At 67.7% G+C, this 16,089-nt stretch carries 15 protein-coding genes; 3 read left to right on the top strand and 12 right to left on the bottom strand.

Features of this window, described 5'->3' with window-relative positions; all coding sequences use genetic code 11:
- Positions 1 to 55: 55 nt before the first annotated feature.
- Together MAE01_RS16100 and groES are read right to left on the bottom strand one after the other, a co-directional pair.
- On the bottom strand, positions 56 to 1,204 hold the full coding sequence (locus MAE01_RS16100; protein ID WP_147039542.1) for a hypothetical protein: 1,149 nt from the start codon (positions 1,202 to 1,204) through the stop codon (positions 56 to 58).
- A 222-nt stretch (positions 1,205 to 1,426) separates the two neighbouring features.
- A complete protein-coding gene (gene groES, locus MAE01_RS10665; protein ID WP_067242196.1) occupies positions 1,427 to 1,723 on the bottom strand; it encodes a co-chaperone GroES in 297 nt (98 codons plus the stop codon).
- 158 nt (positions 1,724 to 1,881) lie between these two features.
- Here groES and MAE01_RS10660 point away from each other — a divergent pair, with 158 nt between their 5' ends.
- A complete protein-coding gene (locus MAE01_RS10660) occupies positions 1,882 to 3,069 on the top strand; it encodes a class I SAM-dependent methyltransferase (protein ID WP_147039541.1) in 1,188 nt (395 codons plus the stop codon).
- A 2-nt stretch (positions 3,070 to 3,071) separates the two neighbouring features.
- Here MAE01_RS10660 and MAE01_RS10655 read toward each other — a convergent pair whose 3' ends face one another.
- From MAE01_RS10655 to MAE01_RS10625, 7 genes are read right to left on the bottom strand one after another with little or no spacing between them, the layout of a single operon-like run.
- Complete coding sequence (locus MAE01_RS10655) at positions 3,072 to 4,298, bottom strand: hypothetical protein (protein WP_147039540.1); 1,227 nt, start codon at positions 4,296 to 4,298, stop codon at positions 3,072 to 3,074.
- A gap of 2 nt (positions 4,299 to 4,300) precedes the next feature.
- The gene (locus tag MAE01_RS10650) at positions 4,301 to 4,801 is read right to left on the bottom strand and encodes a hypothetical protein (protein WP_229718065.1); all 501 of its coding nucleotides are present in this window, start codon (positions 4,799 to 4,801) and stop codon (positions 4,301 to 4,303) included.
- On the bottom strand, positions 4,798 to 5,874 hold the full coding sequence (gene tsaD, locus MAE01_RS10645) for a tRNA (adenosine(37)-N6)-threonylcarbamoyltransferase complex transferase subunit TsaD (RefSeq protein ID WP_147039539.1): 1,077 nt from the start codon (positions 5,872 to 5,874) through the stop codon (positions 4,798 to 4,800). Before tsaD ends, MAE01_RS10650 begins: the two co-directional genes overlap by 4 nt.
- Positions 5,871 to 6,317 (bottom strand): ribosomal protein S18-alanine N-acetyltransferase, encoded by a 447-nt coding sequence (gene rimI, locus MAE01_RS10640; RefSeq protein WP_147039538.1) that lies wholly within the window; start codon positions 6,315 to 6,317, stop codon positions 5,871 to 5,873. Before rimI ends, tsaD begins: the two co-directional genes overlap by 4 nt.
- Positions 6,317 to 6,937: a tRNA (adenosine(37)-N6)-threonylcarbamoyltransferase complex dimerization subunit type 1 TsaB gene (gene tsaB / locus MAE01_RS10635; RefSeq protein ID WP_147039537.1), complete on the bottom strand. Its 621-nt coding sequence runs from the start codon at positions 6,935 to 6,937 to the stop codon at positions 6,317 to 6,319. The genes rimI and tsaB overlap by 1 nt, the downstream gene beginning before the upstream one ends.
- Positions 6,934 to 8,085: a hypothetical protein gene (locus MAE01_RS10630; RefSeq protein WP_147039536.1), complete on the bottom strand. Its 1,152-nt coding sequence runs from the start codon at positions 8,083 to 8,085 to the stop codon at positions 6,934 to 6,936. The genes tsaB and MAE01_RS10630 overlap by 4 nt, the downstream gene beginning before the upstream one ends.
- Positions 8,082 to 9,728 carry a sensor histidine kinase gene (locus MAE01_RS10625; RefSeq protein WP_147039535.1) on the bottom strand — a complete coding sequence of 549 codons (1,647 nt, stop codon included), beginning with the start codon at positions 9,726 to 9,728 and terminating at the stop codon, positions 8,082 to 8,084. The genes MAE01_RS10630 and MAE01_RS10625 overlap by 4 nt, the downstream gene beginning before the upstream one ends.
- A 171-nt stretch (positions 9,729 to 9,899) precedes the next feature.
- Between MAE01_RS10625 and MAE01_RS10620 the strand changes: the two genes are divergently transcribed.
- Positions 9,900 to 12,212: a glycosyltransferase family 2 protein gene (locus tag MAE01_RS10620; protein WP_147039534.1), complete on the top strand. Its 2,313-nt coding sequence runs from the start codon at positions 9,900 to 9,902 to the stop codon at positions 12,210 to 12,212.
- Entirely contained in the window at positions 12,209 to 13,792 is a 1,584-nt protein-coding gene (locus MAE01_RS15995; protein WP_186806207.1) for a carbohydrate-binding protein, read from the top strand. The genes MAE01_RS10620 and MAE01_RS15995 overlap by 4 nt, the downstream gene beginning before the upstream one ends.
- Positions 13,793 to 13,874: 82 nt before the next feature.
- Here the strand turns inward: MAE01_RS15995 and MAE01_RS10610 are convergent, their stop codons facing one another.
- From MAE01_RS10610 to flgL, 3 genes are all read right to left on the bottom strand, one after another.
- Positions 13,875 to 14,711 (bottom strand): response regulator transcription factor, encoded by an 837-nt coding sequence (locus MAE01_RS10610; RefSeq protein ID WP_147039533.1) that lies wholly within the window; start codon positions 14,709 to 14,711, stop codon positions 13,875 to 13,877.
- A gap of 119 nt (positions 14,712 to 14,830) precedes the next feature.
- Entirely contained in the window at positions 14,831 to 15,202 is a 372-nt protein-coding gene (gene fliW, locus MAE01_RS10605; RefSeq protein ID WP_147039532.1) for a flagellar assembly protein FliW, read from the bottom strand.
- The gene (gene flgL, locus MAE01_RS10600; protein ID WP_147039531.1) at positions 15,199 to 16,086 is read right to left on the bottom strand and encodes a flagellar hook-associated protein FlgL; all 888 of its coding nucleotides are present in this window, start codon (positions 16,084 to 16,086) and stop codon (positions 15,199 to 15,201) included. The genes fliW and flgL overlap by 4 nt, the downstream gene beginning before the upstream one ends.
- Positions 16,087 to 16,089: the final 3 nt, after the last annotated feature.

Genomic DNA, 16,089 nt, shown 5'->3' with positions numbered 1-16,089 from the left:
GTACTGCTCTGCCCGGCCGCCTTCCAGAGGCAACCGGGCAGACCAGGCGGGTACCTCAGAAGGCGACGTCGTTGAAATCGCCTGTGGGGCTGCCGACGCTGATGTCATCGACAGTCACATCGACGTCCAACGAGTCGTCGTTCGTCGAGTTGTCCTGGAACGAGTCGTCGACCGTCCAGTTGTCCGAGAAATCGGTCATCGAGTTGTCGGAGTTGTCGGTCATCGAGTTGTCCTGGAACGAGTCGTTCACCGACCAGTTGTCCGAGAAGTCGTTCATCGAGTTGTCGGAGTTGTCGGTTGCCGAGTTGTCCTGGAACGAGTCGTTGATCGAGTTGTCCGTGTTGAACGAGTCCGTGTTCCACGTGTTGCCGATCGAGACGTCGCCCACCGTGATGTCGGTGTCGATGTTGGTCCACGACGCGTCACCGCCGGCCGCGACGGAGCCGTCACCGGCTGCCGTGACGCTGCCGTTGCTGAACGCCTGACCGACGTCGCCACCACCGGTTGCGATGTTCTGGTTCACGGACTGGTCTGTCAGGTTCGTGCGCGCATCGATGGTGATGCTGCCGCCCGTTGCCCCGGCGAGACCCGCCGCACCCGTCAGGTTCAGGTCGTTGAACCCGGAGTTGTACTGACGCATGCCGACGCTGATCGAGTGGTCGTTCAGCGTGGTGGTCGTCGAGTTGTCCTGGAACGAATCGTTGATCGAGTTGTCCGAGTTGTCGGAGTTGTCCGAGTTGTCGGAGTTGTCGCTGTTGTCCTGGAACGAGTCGTTGACCTGGAACGAGTCGTTGATCGAACCGTCGCTGTTGTCGGAGTTGTCGGAGTTGTCGCTGTTGTCCGAGTTGTCCGAGTTGTCGCTGTTGTCCGAGTTGTCCGAGTTGTCGCTGTTGTCCGAATTGTCGGAGTTGTCGCTGTTGTCGGTCGAGTTGTCGGAGTTGTCGGAGTTGTCCGAGTTGTCCGAGTTGTCGTCCGCCGAGTTGTCGGAGCTGTCGGAGTTGTCCGAGTTGTCGCTGTTGTCGGAGTTGTCCGAGTTGTCGGAGTTGTCCGTCGAGGAGTTGTCGGAGTTGTCCGTCGTGGAGTTGTCGTCGGTCGAGTTGTCGTCCGCCGAGTTGTCCGAATTGTCGGTGTTGCCGTTGCCGACATCCTCGACACCCAGATTCCACTGAGCGCCGAGCAAGTTGACGTTGTCCTGCACAGCCATGATGTGTCCCCTTTATCCGTGTGAGTGCCGAGTGGCGCTTGGTAAGAGTCTGGAACCGGCCTGCCCGGGCAGCATCGGGGAGCATCCCGAGGCTTGTCGGGGAATGGTCGGGGGATCATCGGGGGTGACGCGGGGGTCAGTAGGGGAACCCCGGAAACGACGAAGGTCCGGATGCCGAAGCATCCGGACCTTCTGACGAACTGCGCGTCCGCTGAGCTGGCGTCAGCGAACGACGACGGCGAGGACGTCGCGGGCCGAGAGCACCAGGTACTCGTCGGCGCCGAACTTCACCTCGGTGCCGCCGTACTTGCTGTAGAGAACGCGGTCGCCGACGGCGACGTCGAGCGGAACGCGGTTGCCGTTGTCATCGATGCGGCCGGGGCCGACAGCCACGACCTCGCCCTCCTGGGGCTTCTCCTTGGCGGTGTCGGGGATGACCAGGCCACTTGCGGTGGTCTGCTCTGCCTCGACCTGCTGGATGACGATGCGGTCCTCGAGCGGCTTGATGGAAACCGACACGGTCTACCTCTTCTTTCTTGACGCTGACACGAAAGACTCGTTCGCACTCTCAACCCGAGAGTGCTAATCACAAGTGTAGGCGCTCGGCTGGCACTCATGCAATGCGAGTGCCAATGCGTGACTGCTGAGCCTGTCGAACCACCGCGTAGTCTGAACCGGTGGAGATGTCCGAGCTGACCGCGTTGCTCACCCCCGACGGCCTCCGGCTGCTCGATGAGGTCGGCACGATCTCGTCGACTGGCGAGGTGGCGCAGGCCGTCTCGCGGTTGCGCGGCGCAGGGCACTCCCCCGACCTCGTATCGGCCGTCGTCGGCCAGGCGCATCTGCGCGCGAAGGGCGCAGCGAAGTTCGGCGGCTTCGCCGAGCGGATGCTGTTCACCAGGGCAGGGCTCGAGCAGGCGACGCGCCTGGGGGTCGCGGCACGGCACGCCGGACGCATGCGTCGCGCGGGCATCGAACGCGTCGCGGACCTGGGCTGCGGCATCGGCGGCGACGCGCTCGCCTTCGCCGGTGCAGGGATCGCGGTGTCCGCCGTCGACGCAGATGAGGTCACCGCAGCGATCGCCGCCTATAACCTCGCCCCGTTCGGTGGAGACGCGCAGGTCCGCCAAGGCACCGCGGAGTCCTTCGACGTCGCCAAGGTCGACGCCGTGTGGCTCGACCCCGCCCGCCGGACGGCCGGGCACAGCGAGACGCGGCGGGTTGTGGCATCCGACTATTCGCCGTCACTCGACTGGGCGTTCTCGCTCGCCGAGCGGATGCCGGTCGGCATCAAGCTCGGCCCGGCGCACGACCGCGACGCGCTTCCGGCGGATGCCGAGGCGCAGTGGGTAAGCGCCGACGGCAGCGTGGTCGAACTGGTGCTGTGGTCCGGCATCCTCGCTCGCGGGGGGGTGCGCCGCTCGGCTCTGGTCATCCGGGGCGATGAGTCGCACGAGCTGACAGCGGGAGCGGACGCCGAGGATGCCGACGTGCGCAAGCTCGGAGCGTTCCTGCACGAACCGGACGGCGCGGTGATCCGCGCGCGCCTGATCGGCGATGCCGCACGGAGCCTGGACGCCGGGATGCTCGACCCGAAGATCGCCTACCTCACCGGGGACGCCGCGGTGACGAGCCCGTTCGTGCAGTCGTTCCGCGTGCGTGAGGTGACCGCCGCGAATCCGAAGGCGATCAACACGATGCTGCGCGCGAACGACATCGGGACGCTGGAGATCAAGAAGCGCGGGATGGACGTCGACCCCGCCGCATTCCGGAAGAAGCTGCACCTGCGCGGCGCGGCGAGCGCGACCCTGATCCTCACGCGGGTCGGCGACCGCCGGATGGCGATCCTCGCCGACCGGGTCTGAGGCTACTGCTCGACGTCACCGGTCTTGTCGTCGATCACGAGGTCGTCGAACATCGGCTCGTCGACGGAGAACTCGATGACGTCTCCCGTTTCGGGGTCGACGGTGACGGCGGTGGGATGCCGGACGATCGTGAGCTGCGGGCCGCGCATGTCGGTCTGCCGGACGACGTACTCGGTGTCGCCGCCGGCCGTGGAGATGATGAGTGTGATCGTCTCCTCGAAATCGTTTGCGCATGCCTCGGCGATGTCGCCACCGGTCGGGACGAGGAGGCACAGACCGCTGTTCTCCCACGTGCTCCACACCACGGTGTCACCGTCGTAACCGAGCACGCTCAGTGCGCCCGGTTCGTAGCCCGCTGCCTCGAGCTCACGCAACTGCGCGAGCTCTTCCTCGCTGTACTGCGATTCCCACGACGACGAATCGCTCTGATCCCAGACCTGAATGAACGGCACGAGCTCGCCCGCCGGCCTCGGGATGAGCCCGGCGTACAACTGACTACCCGCCTTCTCCTGTCCTTCCGGAATGAGAGTGCCGGCACTCGGCCATGCCGAATTCTCCAGATCCTCGTACGTCACACAGCCGTGCTGCGTCTGGTCGGGGCTCGTGACGATCACGCAGAGCTCTTCGCCGTCCGAGCGATCCGCCTGCCAGACGACGACGCCGTGCTGCTCGGCGACGGGCACGACAGTACCTGGATCGAAATCACCGGATGCCTCGAGCTCAGCGCGCTCCTCGCCGTGGGCTGCGGCGAGAGCGAACTGATGGCTGTCCCAGCCCCAGATGCCCCAGCCGACGCCGAGGCCGACCGCGAGCAACGCCGCGGCTGCGCCGACGACGGCGGGCCGCCGGCGGCGGGGATCGGTCCCTGAGCCTGTCGAAGGGTCCGGAGCTGGTGTGGCGGTTTCGACTCGCTCCGCTCGCTCAACCCGTTTCGTCTCGCCTTCGGCTCGCGGGGCGACCCGCGGAAAAAGCTCATCTGCGAAGGGGGCCTCCCCTCGGGGTTCCTCCTGAGAGAGGACTTCCCCGTCCGGGATCTCCTCGCGGTGCGGATCGTTGAGCGGAGGCTGCGGAGCAGCCGCAGACGAAACGGGCTGAGCGACCGAAGGGAGTCGAAGCCTCCCCTCCAGCTCCTGCAGCCTCGTGAGCTCGTCGGACGACAGCCCTCCACCGGGCCCATAGGCCTTGGCACGCAGCATCCGCAACTCTGAGGACGCGTCTTCCGCTGACATCGCTATCCGATCTGCTCGAACTGCATGGCGGCCCAGATGAGCCATCCGAGACTGAACATCGTCGCGGCGAGACCCAGGACGAGTGCCCAGATCGCGATCGAGCGGCTCTCGACGGGGCGGCGCAGTGACATGATCGCCGCGACCACAGCGATGATCGCCAGCGGGATGCCCCAGCCGACGAACCACGACGCGACCAGTGCCACGATCGCGGCCACGAGCGCCCAGGGCGCCAGGCGGCTCTTGTCATCGACGATGACATCGTCCTGCGGCGCCCACTGCACCGCCGGCATCCCGGCCGTGTCGGCTGGCCCGCTCGCGACGAGCGGCTCGGTGCTGACCGGCCCGGTCGGCATCTTCGTGTACTGCGTGCGCGGTACGCCGGGCATCCGCGCGCTGTCGGCGGGGTGCTCAACCTCGGGACGCGGACTCTCGACCGTCGGCGTCTCGCGCGTCGCCTGCTCCGAGCGCTGCCTCGGCACCGGCTGCTCGGACGGGCCGCTCATCCTGCTGCCTCCGGCTGCTGCTCGGCCACCTGGATCTCCGTCACCGGCAGCGTCGAGTCCGCGCCGAACGCGAGAGTGGAGGGCCGGCGGCCCGAGGCGATGAGGTCGGCGGCGAGCGCTGCGATCATGGCACCGTTGTCCGTGCAGAGCGAGAGCGGCGGGATGCGGACCGTGACGCCCGTTGCGGCGGCACGATCGAGCGCTGCCTCGCGCAGGCGCCTGTTGGCGATCACACCACCGCCCAGCAGCAGTCGCGGAACGCCGCGGTCCGCGCACGCGGCGAGCGCCTTGGTGACGAGCACATCGACCACGGCCTCGCGGAAGCTCGCCGCGACATCGGCCACCGGGATCGGATCGCCTTCGGTCTCGCAGCGCTCGACCCAGCGGGCGACGGCGGTCTTGAGCCCCGAGAACGAGAAGTCGTAGCGGTGCTTCGCCATATCCTGCGGTTTGGACAGCCCCCGCGGGAAGCGGATCGCCTTCGGATCGCCGCCGGCGGCCGCCCGGTCGATCTCGGGCCCGCCGGGGTATGGCAGCGAAAGCAGCCTGGCGACCTTGTCGAATGCCTCGCCGGCGGCGTCGTCGATCGTCTCGCCGAGCAGCTCGACGTCACTGGTCAGATCTTTCACATGCAGCAACGAGGTGTGCCCGCCGGAGACGAGCAGCGCGATGGTCGGGTACTCCAGCGGCTCGGAGTCGGGCGTCACGATGTCGGCGGCGATGTGACCGACGAGGTGGTTCACGGCGTAGAGCGGCTTGTCCAGCGAGACGGCGAGCCCCTTGGCTGCGCCGACCCCCACCATCAGGGCGCCGGCGAGACCCGGACCGCTGGTGACGGCGATCGCATCGAGGTCGTCGAGGGTGACGGATGCTTCGGCGAGCGCGGCCTCGATCGCCGGCTGCAGCGCCTCGAGGTGCGCGCGTGCGGCGACCTCGGGCACGACGCCCCCGTAGCGCGCGTGCTCGTCCATGCTGGAGGCGATCGTGTTCGACAGCAGCGTGCGGCCGCGGACGATCCCGATGCCGGTCTCATCGCAGCTCGTCTCGATGCCCAGCACCAGCGGTTCGGTCATCGCAGCTCCACCTTCATCACGATCGCATCCACATCGTCGGGCTGGTAGTAGCGCGGCCGGCGACCGATCTCCTCGAACCCCTCCGACAGGTACAGCGCCTCGGCCGCCGGGTTGTCGGCGCGCACCTCGAGGAAAACCTCGCGGGCACCGCGAGCGGATGCCTCGGCGAGCAGCGACCGCAGCATGGCGCGGCCCCGCCCCTCTCCCCTGCGGGCTTCGACGAGCGCGATGGTCTGGATGTCGGCATCCGGATTCCCGCGGATCGAGCGGAGTCCGGCGTAGCCGATGATCCGGCCGTCGTCCTCGTCGACGAGGTAGTGGCTGTAGTCGGTCGCCAGCTCGGCCGCCATCGCCTCGTCGCTCCACGCGTCGCTGGGGAAGGAAGCGTTCTCGATCGCCATGATCGCGTCGAGATCGGCCGGCATCGCGGTGCGGATCGTCATCAGCTCACCCGCTTCGGCGCACCGGGCACGCTGACGTCGGGCTGGCGCAGGTACAGCGGCTCCGCGCCGGCCAGATCGCGTCCGGCGTTCGCCGCGCGCAGGCCGACCCTGGCGAGGGCTGCGGCGTCCAGCGTCGACACCTCGATCGCGTGGATGCCGCGCAGGCGCTCGTCGGCATCCGCACGGGGCACGAGGACGGTGGGCTCGAGGAGATTCGGGATGCCGTCGGCATCCACACCGTCGAAGAGGCTGATCGCGACCTCTCGACGGCGGGCATCCGTGACGATCGCGAAGGGGGATTCCGGAGCATCCGTCTCGATGACGGCAAGCGCGGCGGCGAAGTGGCTCGGCACGGGGACGACCTGGGCGCCGCGACCGAGCGCGAACGCGCGAGCCGTGGCGATGCCGATCCGCAACCCGGTGAACGGACCCGGGCCCATGCCTGCGATGACATGGGTGACGGCACCCTCGCCCGCCTCGGCGAGCGCGCGGTGCAACAGCGTGCCGATCACCTCGGCGTGCCCGAGAGGGTCGGGACTGGACGCGTCAGCGCGCGCACGGCCGTCCGCATCGATCAGAGCGACGGCCGAACCCAGCGAGGTGTCGACAGCGAGAATCACCTCTCCAGGGTAGTCGGCGCCTTCTTCACACGCTCCCAGCGATCGCCGCCGTTCTCACGGCCGCGGAGGGCGGCCTCCTCGGCTGCGGCGACGAGGGCGTCATAGTCGTATCCGATGGCCTCGACCGACGCCCATCCCACGCTCGCCGACAATCGCATCCCGGCGCTCGCGCCAGTGGCGTCGATCGCCGAGATGCGACGCAGCATCGCGCGCACATGGTGCTGCACTGACTCGTCGCTGCCGTGGATGATGACGATGCTGCGGTCGTCTGCGACGCGCTCGGCATCCGCCGCAGCCGGCAGGCTCTCAACGACGTCGTCGTGGAAGCGGTCGACGATGAGGGCGAAGCCGTTGCCGGTCGTCGACTCGCGCAGATCAGCCGGCGCGTCCAGCCGCACGTCGAGGATCGACCACGCCTGCTCGCCTTGCGCGCGCGCCTTCTGCAGCCTTCGCCGTGCGCGCACTGCCCCGAGCGCGACCGCATCGATACGCGACCCGTCCGCGCGGACCAGCATCACGAGCGTGAACGCGGCGCAGACGCCGGTGACGAGGGTTCCGACGCTGTTGACCTCGCGGATCACCTGCAGCTGGCCCGCGAGGCTCAGCTCGTGGTCGAAGAGGGCGCCCACAGCGCCCACCACCGCGATGATCACGAAGGCGCACGACGCGAGAGCCAGCGGCAGCTTGATGTCGCGCCGTGGCCCCGGGCTGCGGAACAGTTCGAGTGCGATCAGCGCGGCAAAGATGCTCGCAGCGAGGAATGCGACCCGGAAGGCGGCATCGAAGTTCGGCGTTCCCGCGGTCACGGCGAGCACGGCGGGCACGATGAGCACGAACGCGACCACCGGCCACCAGACCGGGCGCTTGCCGAAGTGCAGGCGCAGCCCCAGCCAGACGATCGGCTCGAAGCAGATCATCAATCCAGACGCCGCCGCTCGCAGCGCTGGAGAATCCATCTGATGCGCCGCTACCCAGACGTAGGTCCCGAGCAGGCCGAGTCCGAAGGCGACCCCCCAGGCGATCGTGGCACGGCTCGGGCACGCGAGAGTCGCCAACCCGAAGACCAGGGCGGTCGTGAGAGTCACGACGGCGATCAGGCTCGTCGACGCGCCGATGGTGATCGCGTCCTGCACGGCGACTTCGATCATGCTGGCTCCTTCTCGTGCAGACGCTCCACCTTGAGCGGTTCTGGACGGTCGATGATCTGTCCTTCCGGTCGGCGCGGGAATCGCAGCGTGATGCTGGTGCCGACGCCGGGCTCGCTGATGATGTCGATGGTGCCGCCGTGCGAGGTGACGATGTCGCGCGCGATGCCCATGCCGAGTCCGGTACCGGGGATGTCGCCCTGCCGGGCCTCGTCCGTGCGGAAGTACGGGTCGAAAAGGTGCTCGAGCTCGTCCGGTGCAATACCCAGCCCGGTGTCGGTGATGGTGACCTCGGCGCGGCCGTCCGGACCGACGTCCAGGTTCAGGCCGATGCTGCCGCCTGCCGGGGTGTACTTGACAGCATTGCTGAGCAGGTTGTCGATCACCTGCCGCAGGCGGAAGGCGTCCCCGTAGATGAGCAACGTGTCAGCGCCGGAGACCTCGACTTCGTGACCGCGACTGGTCGCGATCGGCAGGAAGCTGGCAACCGAGGCATCGACCAACTGCCTGAGGTCCACGGGCTCTGAGAGCGCCGCCGGCGCGGGGCGGGACTCGTCGAGCGCGGTCGAGACGAGCCGCAGCATCCGTTCGCCCGCGTTGGCGACCACCGCGAGCTGCCCTACTACCTCGGCAGGAAGGTCGTCCCGATCGAGCATGAGATCGACGTGGCCGATGATCGCCGTGAGCGGGTTGCGAAGTTCATGCGAGACGATGGCCGACACCGTGCGGCGCTCCTCCGCCGCCTCGAGCGCATCCGTGACGTCGTCGATGATGACCAGAGTCGTGCGCCGTGCATCGGATCGTCCGGCGAGCGGCTGGGTGCTGACGTGCAGAGCTCGCCACCTGCCGGCCGTGTCGTAGAGCCACACGCGTTCATCCTGCATGCTCTCGCCACGTGCGGCACGAGCCAGCACGGTCTGATCCGGCGGAAGCGGCTCGCCGCGGCGATCGTCGTACTCGACAGCCGGGGACGGCAGGTTCGCGCCGAAGCGGTCCCGCCCGTAGAGCGTGCGATACGCATCGTTCATCCGCTGGATGACGCCGTCATCGCCGATGGCGACCAGCGCAGTGGCGAGCACGTCGATGATCTGCACCACGCGCTGCTGATGCGTCTCCGCCCGTGTCGCCGCACGGTTGACCTGCTCGGACTGGCGCTCGAGCAGTCGCCGTGCAGCGCGAGAGCGCTGCATCCCGATCCGCACTGTCGTGCCGAGGAAGCCGAGTGTGATCACGACCACCAGCACGCGCAGCATCATGTGCGCCGGTTCGCCGGGATGGTTCCCGAAGACGACGAGGCTCACGCTGATGACGCCGATCCCGGCGAACACCCACGCCATGGTGAAGTACGTGGCCAGCCACGTCACCGGGAACACCCAGAGGAAGCCGAGCCGGATGTCCGGCGCGGCAGCTGTGAAACCGATCGCGAGCGCGTCGAGCATCGGAAGCGCGATCGACGCTGAGGACGGCAGCCGGTCCCAGGGGATCATGATCGTCGCGAGCGTCACGACCACCACCAGCCCGAATCCGACGACGACGAGCGGCGTGGCGAACGTCGACGGGCTGAAGGCTGCGATCATCACGGCGACGGCGACGATGCCGCCGGTGAAGATCAGCTGCCATCGCCAGATCGATGGCGTGCGAAACATGTTGTTGTGAGCCCCCTCAGGCCGATGCTCAAGTCTGACGCAAGATTACTCAAAGAACTCGCCTGAAGGATTCCGGAGGCCTCTCGGGCGATTTAGCCTCATGAACGGACATCTGAGGCCGCGGCGTGGGGGATCACCGCGGCTTCAGTGCCGAACAGGGAGAGCATGAGGATGAAGACCGAAGACACGGCCGCGCCACTACGACGCCGACGCCAATGGGGCACCGAGAAGGATCGGGCGACGCTTCCCGCCGTCCACGCACGTCCGTCGACCCGCAAGCTCGTCCTGGCCCGTGTCGCGATCTGGCTCACCGTCACGATGTGGATCCTGTACGTGCTCACCGTGCTGCTGACGATGTTCTTCGCGGGCGAGTTCGACACCACCTGGCGCATGATCGAAGGCGTCTCGTACATCGTGGTCGTGACCTTCCTGATCTTCTCCGCTCTGATGTACCTGCTCGCCAGGTACGGCGCGCTCCAGCGGTTCCGCACCCACCATCGCGCCGCGCGCGGCGAGCTCGACCGGCACTTCTCGCTCGCCCACCGCCCGCTCACCGTTCTGGTCCCCTCGTACGCCGAGGAGCCCGGCGTCGTCCGCAAGACGCTGTGGTCGGCGGCCCTGCAGGAGTACCCCGAGATGAGGGTCGTGCTGCTGGTCGATGACAACCCGTTCCCGAGCGACCGGGAGACGCGCGACAAGCTGAATGCGACTCGCGCCGTCACCGCCGAGATCGCCTACGCCCTGAACGAGCCGCGCGAACGCGCAGCCGACGCGCTGGCGTTCTTCCAGACCGTCCGCGAACTGCCCGGAATCGCCCAGGACACGCTGCCCGATCTCATCGAGCAGTACTGGAGCGCGATCGCCTGGCTCCGTGATTTCGCCGCCGCGGAGACACGCGAGGACCACGTCGACGACTTCTTCGTCGAGGAGATCCTCGAGGGGCTGGCGGACGACCTGCAGTCGACCGCCGTCGCGCTGGAGATGGCTGCCGGGGAGGGCACCGCGCCGAGCACGGAGCGCGTGCACGAGCTGTACCGGCGACTCGTGTGGATCTTCTCGGCCGAGATCACCTCGTTCGAGCGCAAGCGCTACGCGTCGCTGTCTCATGAGGCGAACAAGGCGATGAACCTCAACGCGTACATCGGCCTGCTGGGCGGCCGGTTCGTCGAGCACTCAACCCCGGACGGCGTGATGCTGCGCCCCGCCCCCGGCGGCGCGCCCGCCGACCTCGAGATCCCGTACTCGGACTTCGTTCTCACGCTCGACGCCGACTCGCTGCTACTGCGCGACTACTGTCTTCGCCTGGTGCACTTCCTCGAGCAGCCCGAGAACGCGAACGTCGCGGTGACCCAGACCCCGTACTCGTCGTTCCGCAACGCGCCAACTCGCATCGAGCGGCTGGCGGGTGCGACGACGGATGTGCAGCACATCCTGCACCAGGGCATGACGAAGTACAACGCGACGTTCTGGGTCGGTGCGAACGCCGTGATCCGGATGGAGGCGCTGGACGACATCCTCGAGATCGAGAGCGTCGACGGCATCGAGGTGCGACGCTACGTCCAGGACCGCACCGTCATCGAGGACACCGAATCGAGCGTGGACCTCATGCTGTTCGGCTGGAAGCTGGTGAACTACCCCGAGCGTCTGAGCTACAGCGCGACGCCGCCGGACTGGGGATCTCTCGTGGTGCAGCGCCGCCGCTGGGCGAACGGCGGTCTGCTGATCCTGCCCAAGATGTGGCGGCAGATGCGCGACGGCCGTCGTCAGCACAAGCCCCTGACCTTCAGCGAGATCTCGCTGCGGATGAACTACATGGCCTCGATCGCCTGGGCCAGCTTCGGTCTGATCTTCCTGCTGGTCTATCCGTACGACAACCGGCTCGTGAGCCCGTTCATCCTGATCGGCGCCCTGCCGTACTTCATCGCGATGGCCAGCGACCTGCACTACAGCGGCTACAAGCGCACCGACATCTTCCGAATCTACGGCTTCAACCTGATCCTCCTGCCGGTGAACCTCGCCGGCGTGCTCAAGTCGCTGCAGCAGGGTATGACCGGACGCAAGATCCCGTTCGCCCGGACCCCGAAGGTCAAGGACCGCACCAGCTCACCGCTTCTGTACGTCATCAGCCCAGTCGTCATCATCGCGTACTCGGCGTTCGTCGCCTGGCGCAGCTATTCCGACGGCTCGTGGTGGACGCTGGCGTTCTCCGCCTTCAACGCGATCTGCGCCACCTGGGCGTTCCTCGGCAACATCGGCATCCGCAACGGCCTCGTCGACACCTGGATCGGCCTGACCGACTGGATGTACGTCGACGTCGAACGTCCTGAGCCGGAGGCCGCCGTCGAGGACGACGCCCCCGATTGGCGCGCGATGCTCCACGACGGGCACGCGGCGCCCGGCACTGCCGGCTCGACACCGGAGCGCCGGACGGTGGCGGCGAACCCGAGGCTCGATCTCCGCTCCGACCTGGAGCTGCGCTCGTGAGCCGCCGGAAGAACGATGCGGGTGAGGACGTGCAGCCCGCAGAGAGCGGCGCCGCGCCTCGCAAGCGCAGCGGCCGGCACCCGGGCAAGCGCCTCTCGCCGTGGCGAGTGCTGCTGGGCATCGCAGTGGCGACGGTCGTCGTGGCGAGCGCGGTGACGGTGCCCTGGTACCTCACGCAGCGCGATGCAGCCGTCGCCGAGACCGCCGGACCGCAGTGGTTCGGCGGGTATTTCGACGTGACGGCGGCGGATGTCTCGATGTCTCCGACCACCGGGGACGGCAATGACGACACCGTCGTGCTGGGTTTCGTCGTCGCCGCGAGCGCCCAACGGTGCGCGCCGACCTGGGGCACCTACTACACGCTCGCGGAGGCCGGACAGCAGCTCGATCTCGATCGGCGGATCGACGGCATCCGCCGCGAGGGAGCCCACGTGGCCGTCTCGTTCGGAGGCGCCCTCAACACCGAGCTCGCCGTCGCGTGCGACACGACCTCGTCACTGATGCAGGCCTACTCGCGGGTGCTCGAGCGCTACAGCGTCACGACGATCGATCTCGATCTGGAAGGTGCAGCGCTTCTTGACACGGCAGCCGCCGATCGGCGCGCCACCGCGATCTCCGCACTGCAGCGGCAGCACGAGGCGCGCGGCGGCGCGCTGGATGTCTGGGTGACGCTGCCGACGGCGACCACCGGACTGACCGATGCCGGATTGGATGCCGTGCGACGCCTGCTCGAGGGCGGCGTGACGCTGGCCGGCGTGAACGTGATGACCATGGACTACGGCACCGACCTGGGTGGCGCGACGATGGCCGAGGCCTCGATTCAGGCGCTGAACGAGGTGCACGATCAGCTGACGCAGCTGTACCGCAATCAGCGGATCGCACTGCCGGCCGCCGGCGCCTGGGCCGTGATGGGCGCGACGCCGATGATTGGGCAGAACGACGTCCGCGACGAGGTGTTCACCCTCGCCGACGCGACCGAACTGAGCGACTTCGCCCAGCAGCGCGATCTGGCGCGGATGTCGATGTGGTCGATCAACCGCGACCGCACGTGCGGTCCGAACTACCCCGATGTCTCCGCCGTGTCCGATTCGTGCAGCGGCGTCGAGCAGGGCACGCAGACGTTCGCCGGCATCCTGTCTACCGGATTCGACGAGTCACCCTCCGATGCGGCGGCCACGCCCGCGGCGACGCCGATGCCCGATGATCCTGAGACGAGCCCGTACCCGATCTGGTCCGAGGACGCTCCTTACTCTCACGGCGTGCGGGTCGTCTGGCACGGCTATGTGTACGCCGCGAAGTGGTGGGTCAGCGGCGGCCCGGAGCCGGACGATCCCACGCAGACGGCGGATGCCACCTCCTGGGTGCTCGTCGGACCGGTGCTTGCGGAGGATCGCCCCTTCGCCCTGCCGACCGTCGCCGATGGCACGTACCCGGAGTGGAACGTCGGCACTGTCTACCGGAAGGGCACTCGCGTGGTCGTCGACGGCGTCCCGTTCGAGGCCAAGTGGTGGACGCAGTCGGAGGATCCCATGGACGGCGTCACCGACCGTGACCGGTCGCCCTGGGAGGTCCTCGAGTGACCTGATGCCTGCGGCCGGGCATGAAGAAGGCGGTCGCGCGTGTTCGAGTCACGCGCGACCGCCGGTTCAGGTGAGGCTCGGCTCAGACCACGGCGGGCACCTCGGCCGGAGTGAGCCGGTACCCGACGCCGCGAACCGTCTCGATGTAGCGCGGTTCGACGCTGTTGTCGCCGATCTTGCGGCGGAGGTTCGCCATATGAGCCTCGATCGCGCGCTTGTCCGGCTCGCCGACGTAATAAGAGGTGGAGCCGAACGCCTCGCCGCGCAGGACGAGCGCGAGGTCCGCCTTGCTGCGCACTCGGCGCTTGGATTCGAGCAGGGTCGCGAGCAGGTCGAACTCGGTGGGCGTGAGCTCGACCTCGCGCTGTGCCACGAGCGCGGTGTGGGTGGCGAGGTTGAGGCTGATGTCGCGGTGCGACTCCCAGCGCTCGAGGCTTCCGGCATCGATCGTCGGGATCGTGGCGGTCGCCGTGGGGTTGCGTGCCGGAGTGCGCACGGGCCCGGTGTTGACCGTCTCGGATGGCTCCGGCGGGTCGATGCGCGGACGGCGCATGAGAGCCTCGATCCTTGCGCGCAGCTCGCGCGGGCGGAACGGCTTGATGACGTAGTCGTCTGCGCCGGAGCTGAGACCGAGTACGACGTCCGTCTCCTCGGCGAGGGCCGAGAGCATCATGATGAACGACGAACTCGACTTGCGGATGCGGCGCACGACCTCGATGCCATCGATGCCCGGAAGATTGATGTCGACGGTGGTGATGGTCGGCTCGTGCTCCATGACCGCGGCGATGCCGTCGGGCCCGGATCCGGTGAGAACGACCTGGAAGCCGGCGGAGCGGAAGACCGCGTCGAGCAGGCTTCGAACGTCCGGGTCGTCTTCGATGACCACTGCGACTTTTGGCTGTACTGCGACACCGCTCATATTGCTGTCCCCTCAGACTGAACGGAGACTGCCGAAGGATCGACAAGCCCCAATGCTCGAAAGTATAGCCATAGGTCGTAGACGTTCGGCCAGGATCTACGACTTAAGTCCACATTCGTTCAGCTGAGGGGGGCGCGCAGCGGGAAATCCTGGCCTTCGAGGATGACCTGCGAGGCGAGCCCGGTGCCGCGATTGACCACCACGGGCGCCAGAAGGTTCACGCTCACGCCGTCCGCTGCAGGGTGAGCGACGACGAGCAGCAGAGCGTCATCGGGCGATTCCAGCGACAGCTGAGCCGTCTGCTCGTCGGTGAGCGTCGGAGCGTAGTCCTGCAGCACGGTGTTCGGATCGACCAGATAAAGGCGTAGCGCGGCGTCGTCGACCGCACGCATCGTGAACAGCCCTTCCGAGCCGTCCACCGGCGTGAGCGCGAACTCCACGTGCGGCGCGAGCCCCGGGGGCGGTGCCACGAAGCTCAGGGCGACGGTCACTGGAGGAAGTCCATCAGCGACGGCTGCAGCACGCGGGCGTTCACGGCGAGCGCTGATCGGTACACGAGTTCCTGGGCCTGGAGACGCACAAGCACCTCGACCGAATCGACGTCTTCGATGGCAGCGCGGCGGGATTCGAGCGAAACCGAGTTCTGCACAGCCGCCTCCTTGGCGCGTTCGATCTGTGTCTGGCGGGCGCCGACCGCACCCTGGGCACTGAGCATAGCGGTCCGGCGATCGTCGATCTCGTTCAGCCGGGCACCGACGTTCGTCCCGTTGCGCAGGTCATCGATGATGTTGTCGACCAGGGCGAAGACCGAGCCCGCACCGGTGCCGAACACCGCCTCGCCGTCGGCATCGACGCGGACGGAAGCGGTTTCGGAGATCCGGCGCATCACCTCTCCGTCCGGAGATCCGCTGAATGCATAGGTGGGGTTGCCCGCGAATGCGGCAGTGTCAGAGGTACCAGCGAACACCGAGCGTCCCAGCAGGCGAGTGTTGGCCTGCGCGAGCAGCTCGTCGCGGATGCCTTCCAGCTCCACGGCGATCGCCTCCTTCGCCGTGGCATCCAGCGCACCGTCGTTCGCGCCCTGCACGGTGAGGTCCCGCACTCGACTGAGAAGGCCGGCGCTTCGGGTGATGGCGGAATCGGCCGTCGTCACCCACGCCAGCCCGTCGTCGATGTTGCGCGCGTACTGGTCGTTGCGGCGCTGCTCCGCGTGCAGGCCCAGCGCGGTGGCGGCAGCGGCCGGATCGTCGGACGGCGCGGCGAAGGCGCGCTGCGACGTCGCCTGCTCCTGAAGGCGCGCGAGCTCCGTGAGGTTCGACTGCAGGTGGCGCATCGCCGTCTGCGTCATGGACGATGCGGTAACGCGAGAGATCATTTC

This window comes from Microbacterium aerolatum, from assembly GCF_007988825.1.
In the GTDB taxonomy this organism is placed as follows: Bacteria; Actinomycetota; Actinomycetes; order Actinomycetales; family Microbacteriaceae; genus Microbacterium; species Microbacterium aerolatum.
The sequence above is the reverse complement of the archived record's forward strand: the minus strand, read 5'-3'. Positions and strand labels throughout refer to the sequence as shown.

Coding starts and splice junctions, on each gene's coding strand:
- MAE01_RS10655 (WP_147039540.1), bottom strand. CDS start 4,298: ATGTCAGCGGAAGACGCGTCCTCAGAGTTGCGGATGCTGCGTGCCAAG.
- MAE01_RS10650 (WP_229718065.1), bottom strand. CDS start 4,801: ATGAGCGGCCCGTCCGAGCAGCCGGTGCCGAGGCAGCGCTCGGAGCAG.
- rimI (WP_147039538.1), bottom strand. CDS start 6,317: ATGACGATCCGCACCGCGATGCCGGCCGATCTCGACGCGATCATGGCG.
- MAE01_RS16100 (WP_147039542.1), bottom strand. CDS start 1,204: ATGGCTGTGCAGGACAACGTCAACTTGCTCGGCGCTCAGTGGAATCTG.
- MAE01_RS10620 (WP_147039534.1), top strand. CDS start 9,900: ATGAAGACCGAAGACACGGCCGCGCCACTACGACGCCGACGCCAATGG.
- MAE01_RS10630 (WP_147039536.1), bottom strand. CDS start 8,085: ATGATCGAAGTCGCCGTGCAGGACGCGATCACCATCGGCGCGTCGACG.
- MAE01_RS10625 (WP_147039535.1), bottom strand. CDS start 9,728: ATGTTTCGCACGCCATCGATCTGGCGATGGCAGCTGATCTTCACCGGC.
- tsaD (WP_147039539.1), bottom strand. CDS start 5,874: ATGACCGAACCGCTGGTGCTGGGCATCGAGACGAGCTGCGATGAGACC.
- flgL (WP_147039531.1), bottom strand. CDS start 16,086: ATGATCTCTCGCGTTACCGCATCGTCCATGACGCAGACGGCGATGCGC.
- MAE01_RS10610 (WP_147039533.1), bottom strand. CDS start 14,711: ATGAGCGGTGTCGCAGTACAGCCAAAAGTCGCAGTGGTCATCGAAGAC.